This is a genomic window from Pseudomonas sp. FSL R10-1339, from assembly GCF_009600545.1.
In the GTDB taxonomy this organism is placed as follows: domain Bacteria; phylum Pseudomonadota; class Gammaproteobacteria; order Pseudomonadales; family Pseudomonadaceae; genus Aquipseudomonas; species Aquipseudomonas bubulae.
On record NZ_WIVQ01000151.1, the window covers coordinates 1 to 6,250 of the forward strand.

A 6,250-nucleotide genomic window follows, 5' to 3' on the forward strand; every position below is an offset into this window, starting at 1 on the left:
TGGCTCATGACGCACTCGGGGCAGGTGGTGAGGCTGTATTTCAGCATACTTGGAGACTTGTTCGGAGTTTCCCTAAGTCGTCCAACGTGTATGGATCGGCCTGCCACTCGGTAACGATCCAATGGGAGTTGATCGGGTTCTTGCAGATCAAGCCGGAATAGCCTCGGTCTGCTCCCAGTAGGTTACACAATGCCGCTTCGATGGCCGCAGCGTAGCGTAAAGGGGCTGTTTTGGCGTCGATTGCAGTTCGGATAGGGGTTTGTAGCAGGTAGAGCAAATGGGCGTGCCCATTGGCCGGATTTCGAGCGATTAGGTTAGGGGCTGGTGCTCCTACGTCATCTCAGTACAGCCCCGCGTTGGTCTTGTCCAGATCGAAAACCATCCAATATCTATGCGTTGGGCCGTTCGGCTGTATAAGTCGTGCAAGTTTTGCTTTTTCTTTTTTGTTGATTTTTAAACCGCTGATTAAATCATCGGTGTGATAAGGTCTCTTTGGTAAGTAGTCCTCAAATAGCTTTATACATCCCATTGTTTTCCTCTTCTAATTGGTTGTTTAGAAAAAGAAAACCTTGAAAGATGACTTGACAATAAACTTTTTGATGATTAAATGAGTGTGTTGATTAAAGTTTTTTAAAATTTTATTGTAGTATCCTTAGCCACCTTACCGGGTGGTTTTATTTTTCTGCTCCTTTCAAGTTGCCACACTTTCGAAGTTTGTCAAACTTAGATGGTAAAAAACCCGCTTAGTCGCGGGTTTTTTATTGGCATAAAAAAGCCTGCACGATGCAGGCAAAGGGAAATGGAAATTACACTACCGCCTGTAAGTGGTGAGTTTGTACTGTGGTTTGTGTTGAAAATCAATGCTGCCTATCAATTAGACTGAAAGATATGAGCTTTTTCATTCAAGAAATTATTTTTTTTGCCGATACAGCAAGTACTGATTTATTACGTCTTGGGTTTAGGAGCGGTCGATGAATATTAGAAGTATGAACATTGGTAGTCGAGCCGGTATTGGGTTCACAATTATCGCATTACTCGTTTTGGTTATGGGAGGGATCGCTTTATTCCAAGCATACCAAATGGACGATGCAGCTGCCGAAATTCGTAATGAGTGGTTGCCAGCAGTCGAGGCTGTGGGAGAGGTTGGGAGTAGTTTAGGGCGAGCCAGAGCACTGACTTTACGAACGTTGATTTTGGAGGAGAAATCCGAACTAAATACTACCGTTGATCTGGTTAGAAGTATAAACCAAGATGTTGCTATGAGCTTGAAAGGTTATGAAAAGGAAATAGATGACTCTGAGGATCGTCAGATTTTCGAGAAATTTAAAACCTCATACGAAAAGTACCTTTCTGTTCAGCGTCAGATTTTAGAAGGAGTTTTGTCTTCACCTGAAAGGGCTGACGAAATTAAGATGGCAAATGGACCTTTGGCTGATGATGCTGATCAAATGATGGTTTTTTTAAATCAGTTGATTAAGTTTAATGAGAAAGGTGCTGTTTATGCTGCTGATCAAACAAATAAAGTATTTAATGCTGCTGTTTTCATGATTGTTGTCGCGTTGATTATTATTTTGATACTGATGATTGTAATCGCGGTGATTCTTACTCGGAGTATCGTTTCTCCTTTGGCTGAAGCGGTGGTAGTTGCAGATAGAATTGCCGATGGTGATTTAACTCAACGAATCAAGATAAATGGTTCTGACGAGCCTGCACACCTGCTAATTGCATTGAAAAAAATGCAGATTAGCTTGCATGATACGATTAAAAGAATCTCCGAATCATCAAATATGCTGGCTTCTGCTTCTGAAGAGTTACATGCGGTGACGGAGGATACTAATCGAGGACTCAACCAGCAAAGTGCAGAAATCGACCAAGCCGCTACAGCGGTAAATGAGATGACAGCGGCGGTTGAGGAAGTGGCTCGTAACGCTGTAAATACTGCCGATGATTCTAAAGCTGCTGATAAAAGCACCTATCAAGGCCGTGAAAAGGTTAGTCAGACTTTGGAGTCCATTAATAAACTCGTTGGTAATATCTCTGATACTTCGTCTGAAGTTAAAATTTTGGCACAGAGTGCCGGTGAAATTAGTCAAGTACTGGTAGTAATTCGCTCAATTGCTGAGCAAACAAACTTGCTGGCACTTAATGCTGCCATCGAAGCTGCTAGGGCTGGCGATGCTGGTCGTGGCTTTGCTGTTGTAGCGGATGAGGTACGTGCGTTGGCTCATAGAACCCAACAATCGACAGCTGAAATAGAACAAATGATTGAAGGTATTCAATCAGGTACAGGCCGTGCAGTTGATGCTATGAATGAGAGCCAAGACCGTGCTAATGGCACGTTAGTGGTTGCTCGGGAAGCTAATGATGCTCTTGAGGTAATTAGTGAAGCAATTACCTCAATCAACCAGAAAAACTTGGTTATTGCCAGTGCTTCGGAAGAGCAGGCACAGGTTGCCCGTGAAGTTGACAGAAATTTGGTTAATATTAGGGATTTGTCAATGCAAACGTCTGCGGGGGCTAACCAAACCAATGCGGCTAGTCAAGAGCTTTCGCGTCTTGCGGTAGATTTGCATTCTATGGTTTCAAAATTTAGGCTTTAAAAGCAAGATGACGCTCGCAAATTATTTATAAGCCCCTTTTAGGGGCTTTTTTTATGAGTTAGCTATATGGGTCATAAGGGTCTTGAAATGGGCTTGGTGGCTTGAGTTTTAGCAGTCTTCTCTTTCTGGCTTCTTTCGCCTGCAGGGCTTCCTCCTTGTCAAACTCAACAACTTGTTTTCTTGTGAACGTGTCGGATGCCAAAAGTTTCACTTTATCTGTAAATCCTAACTCCACTTTGGCATGGTCTAATCCTTGTTCTTTTAGTTGTTCCCCAACGTTAAATAGGTAATCCTTTCGTTTCTCTGAACCCAAGCGGCTTGCCATTTTATATGTGTTTTCTCTTAATCTCTTATAGAATTGCTCTGGATTTTCATCAAGCCTTTTGGCTTCAAGTATTCGATCAACCAGAATGTCAAATTTTTTGATTAATGGTTCAAGCTCTTCCTCGTAGACCTTAATCGCTTTTTCTAATACTGATTTTCTTTCGGTATCCTCTTCTATTTTCTTCCTTAGCTCGCGTAGTTCTTTGGTCATTTTTTCTTTGGTGGATTTGAAATTTATCTTTAGCTGTTCGGTTTTGTTCGTCTTCTCGGTTATGTCCTCGGACAGTATTTGCCTATGGTGGTCGAGCTTCGCATTTTCTTTTTGCTGCTCTGTGGCGTGCATCTCTAAGTTTTGGATTTTATTCTGGTATGTTGAAACAGTATTTTGAAGCTCGCTTATCGTGGTGTTAAGCGTGACGACATTCGTTTTTTGCTCGGTCAGCTCTTCTTTCTTCTGTGTAAGCTCCTGCTCAAGTTTCTCTACTTGTCTGGTGTAATAGTTATGGCTTCGCTCGCTCTTGGGCTTCTTGGCCTCCTGCTCAATCTTGCTTAGGAATTCTTTGTTATCCTTGGTTTTAGGTAGGAATTTGGCTTGTAAGCCATATGGAGCGGCTAAGCTGTTAAAGTGCTCGTAAAAGGCCGCCTGCATTACTTTTGACTTCCATGACTCGCGTTCTCGGATAAACCTATGGTTTTGCTTTTCTTCGCTACGGTTGGGAAGTTTGAAGTCTTCTAATGTTGGCGGTTCGGATATATTATCAAGGCGAGCCTTATTCTTCGCGTAATATTGCGATGCGAACTCAAACTCCTGAGCTGAAAAATCATATTTCCCAGTTTTAGTATTTTGAAGGTCAAGGAAGGCGTGGACGTGGTTTGTCGTTTCATCCAAGTGACTGAATGAAAATAGAATGTCATTGTTGGGAAAATTCTTCTGGTAGAACTGGTGCAGTGCTTTCTGCAGTAGGTCAGTGTAAGCCTTAGTTATTGCCAATTGGTTGGGTTCAGGGATTACAAGGATGATCTCTTTAACCCTGTTGACCGTCCTTGATACGGTTCGATTTGGTGCGTTTTGCTCGATCTCTCGCTTCTTGGTGGTGTAGTTCTCTAGAAGGTCGATACGCTGAGCTACACGGCTGATTTTGTGTTGATTGAGTAGGGCGGCGTAGTCTCCGACTACCAACGGCCTTTCTCCCTCCATTACCGATGTGACGTATTCTTTTATTTGGGTGGGTTCGGTTGCGTTGATGAATTTCACCAGCTTTGATTTTAGTTTTCGGAGCTTTTCTTTTTCTGCTGCTATCTCGTCAGTCGCTTCTGTTGCTTTGAGTTTGGTTTGTAGTTGGTCGTTGAAGTCGGCCAGCAATTGCTCTGCCAGTTCCCTTGTTAATACCTGTTCAACGCCACCAATAATGGCTATATTGGGGTGCGGTGGGTTGGGGTTGAATTCAAAGTCGTCATACTCGTTTTGGTCCAGCCTAAGCGAGTGTTTCAACGAGCTATCCAGCCCATTCAGGTTTGAATAGTTTCTGTCTCTTTTAGTCAGCGTAATTATCTGCAAATTGGTATCATTCATTTTATCCTCAGTGGTGGGTTGGTTTTTGCTCTTGGCTTTTGCTTCTGTCCTGCCGACTAGGCACCTGCGTTAACCGTCACATCTTTTGCGTAGCAAAAGTGGGATGGTTAACATAGCAGGTATGCTTTTAAGGGCTTCTTTTAAAACTTGAACCATATACAAATATTTAACCACATAAAAAATGTATATCAAGCATGATGGTGTAGGTTTGGTTTTGTATGGGGTGGTTGGTTGGGTGTGCGTGCGTGCGGAATAGTAGTCTTTATTATTGTTATCTAATATATTTGATATCTATATATTGATAACTAAAGACGCGGGTGTGCGTGTGCGTACACATGAGGCGTGTGCAGGGGAGTGCATTATGCGAGGGAAACGGAACGTCAAAAGCTCTTCTGGTGGGTAAGAGCTTAGGAGTATTTAATTGTTGTTCTGGATTTTAACGTGTAACGCTTGCGATTTTAAGATTTTATCTCGTATTTTAGTTTTGATATCGCATCGTGTTTTTGCTTCGGGCTTGGCCCTGCACTGTATACATCAAACGTGACCGTTCCTGTTTCATGTCCGACGATTGAGGCAATGAGTATTCCCGGCACGTCTGCACGTTGTAATTGCGTGATAACGGTCTTGCGGAAGCTGTGGAATACAAACTGGCTATTATAGTTGAGGCTGGTCTTTAATCGCCCGAATTGCTTACTGAGAGCGTCTGAGCGGTTGCCGTATTTATTTCCTGCAGGTGACTCAATCAAGAAATCGTCTTTTGAATTACGGATCAACCTTTCTACGGTGTCCTGTATCGCCGGATGTATCGGGGTGTGTCGCTCGCTGGCGGCAGTCTTTCCATCGTAGAAGTAGAAGCATTTAATCCCTTCTTCGGTCACGATATCTTGGGCTTGAAGTTGGCAAAGCTCTTCAATACGTGCTCCGGTGTAAGCACCTAAAAGGATGAGATCTGTAAGGGTTTCGCGGTTTTTGGTGGCTTTTGCTGCGTCATAGAGCTTTGTAACGTCTTCTGGTGTGAATGCCTTTCTTTCCATTGATCCATCGTTCCTTTTGCTGCGGTTGACTGGGAAATCGTGCTTTTCAAAGGGGGATTGCTGGTCGCGGTGCAGTTTTTTGAAATTTTCGTCGTGTTTAACGGCCCACTTCCAAAAACTTGACCCTGCGAATAGGTATTGTTTTTTGGTCTTAATGGATAGGTCGAGGGTATCGAGATAGCTGGCAATGCTTTCGTGGTTGAGGTCGCGTTGCTCTGCCTCAAGCCACGCCCCCCATCATTTTCAAGCGATTAGCCTGCGTATCTACTGTCTTTTGAATAATGCCCTTGGTCTTGGTCTGATAGGCTTCAAATGAGGCTATTCTGTTAGTTGTGATAGGGGATTTGATTTTGTAGTTACTTGGGTTGTCGAGAATGGAGCGGATTTCGTCGATATTGCTGACGCTAATGGCATGCCCTGCGGTTATCTCATAATGCTCGACGGTTTTTTGTAGGTGGGTGTAATCATTGATTCGCTCGACCTTACGTTCGAGTGGGATATTTTCACCCAACGCGTACCATTTCTCTTTGAAAAGTTGGTATTCGAGGAAAGGTTTTTGCTTGTAAAGATCAACCTTGGCGTTCTGGGCTTTGCCATCCATGGCATTGGAGCATTACGTCGATGATAAAAGAACCGAGTTCGTCTAAGGAAACTCCGAACAAGTCTCCAAGTATGCTGAAATACAGCCTCACCACCTGCCCCGAGTGCGTCATGAGCCA

General features: G+C 43.4%; 4 protein-coding genes and 1 pseudogene. 1 reads left to right on the plus strand and 4 read right to left on the minus strand.

The window, feature by feature from the left end:
- Window positions 1–40 precede the first annotated feature (40 nt).
- Window positions 41–529 (minus strand): annotated as a pseudogene (locus GHO03_RS25670) (replication initiation protein).
- 442 nt (window positions 530–971) lie between these two features.
- Here GHO03_RS25670 and GHO03_RS23305 point away from each other — a divergent pair.
- Window positions 972–2,600 carry a methyl-accepting chemotaxis protein gene (locus tag GHO03_RS23305; protein ID WP_153400605.1) on the plus strand — a complete coding sequence of 543 codons (1,629 nt, stop codon included), beginning with the start codon at window positions 972–974 and terminating at the stop codon, window positions 2,598–2,600.
- 58 nt (window positions 2,601–2,658) lie between these two features.
- Here the strand turns inward: GHO03_RS23305 and GHO03_RS23310 are convergent, their stop codons facing one another.
- The 3 genes from GHO03_RS23310 to GHO03_RS23320 all read right to left on the minus strand — a co-directional run bounded on the left by GHO03_RS23310 (window position 2,659) and on the right by GHO03_RS23320 (window position 6,132).
- Entirely contained in the window at window positions 2,659–4,497 is a 1,839-nt protein-coding gene (locus tag GHO03_RS23310; protein WP_153400606.1) for a hypothetical protein, read from the minus strand.
- Window positions 4,498–4,955: 458 nt separating this feature from the next.
- Window positions 4,956–5,531, minus strand: coding sequence for a site-specific integrase (locus GHO03_RS23315; protein ID WP_153400607.1), 576 nt, complete (start codon window positions 5,529–5,531; stop codon window positions 4,956–4,958).
- Between the two features lie 220 nt (window positions 5,532–5,751).
- Entirely contained in the window at window positions 5,752–6,132 is a 381-nt protein-coding gene (locus GHO03_RS23320; RefSeq protein ID WP_153400608.1) for a hypothetical protein, read from the minus strand.
- Window positions 6,133–6,250 lie beyond the last annotated feature (118 nt).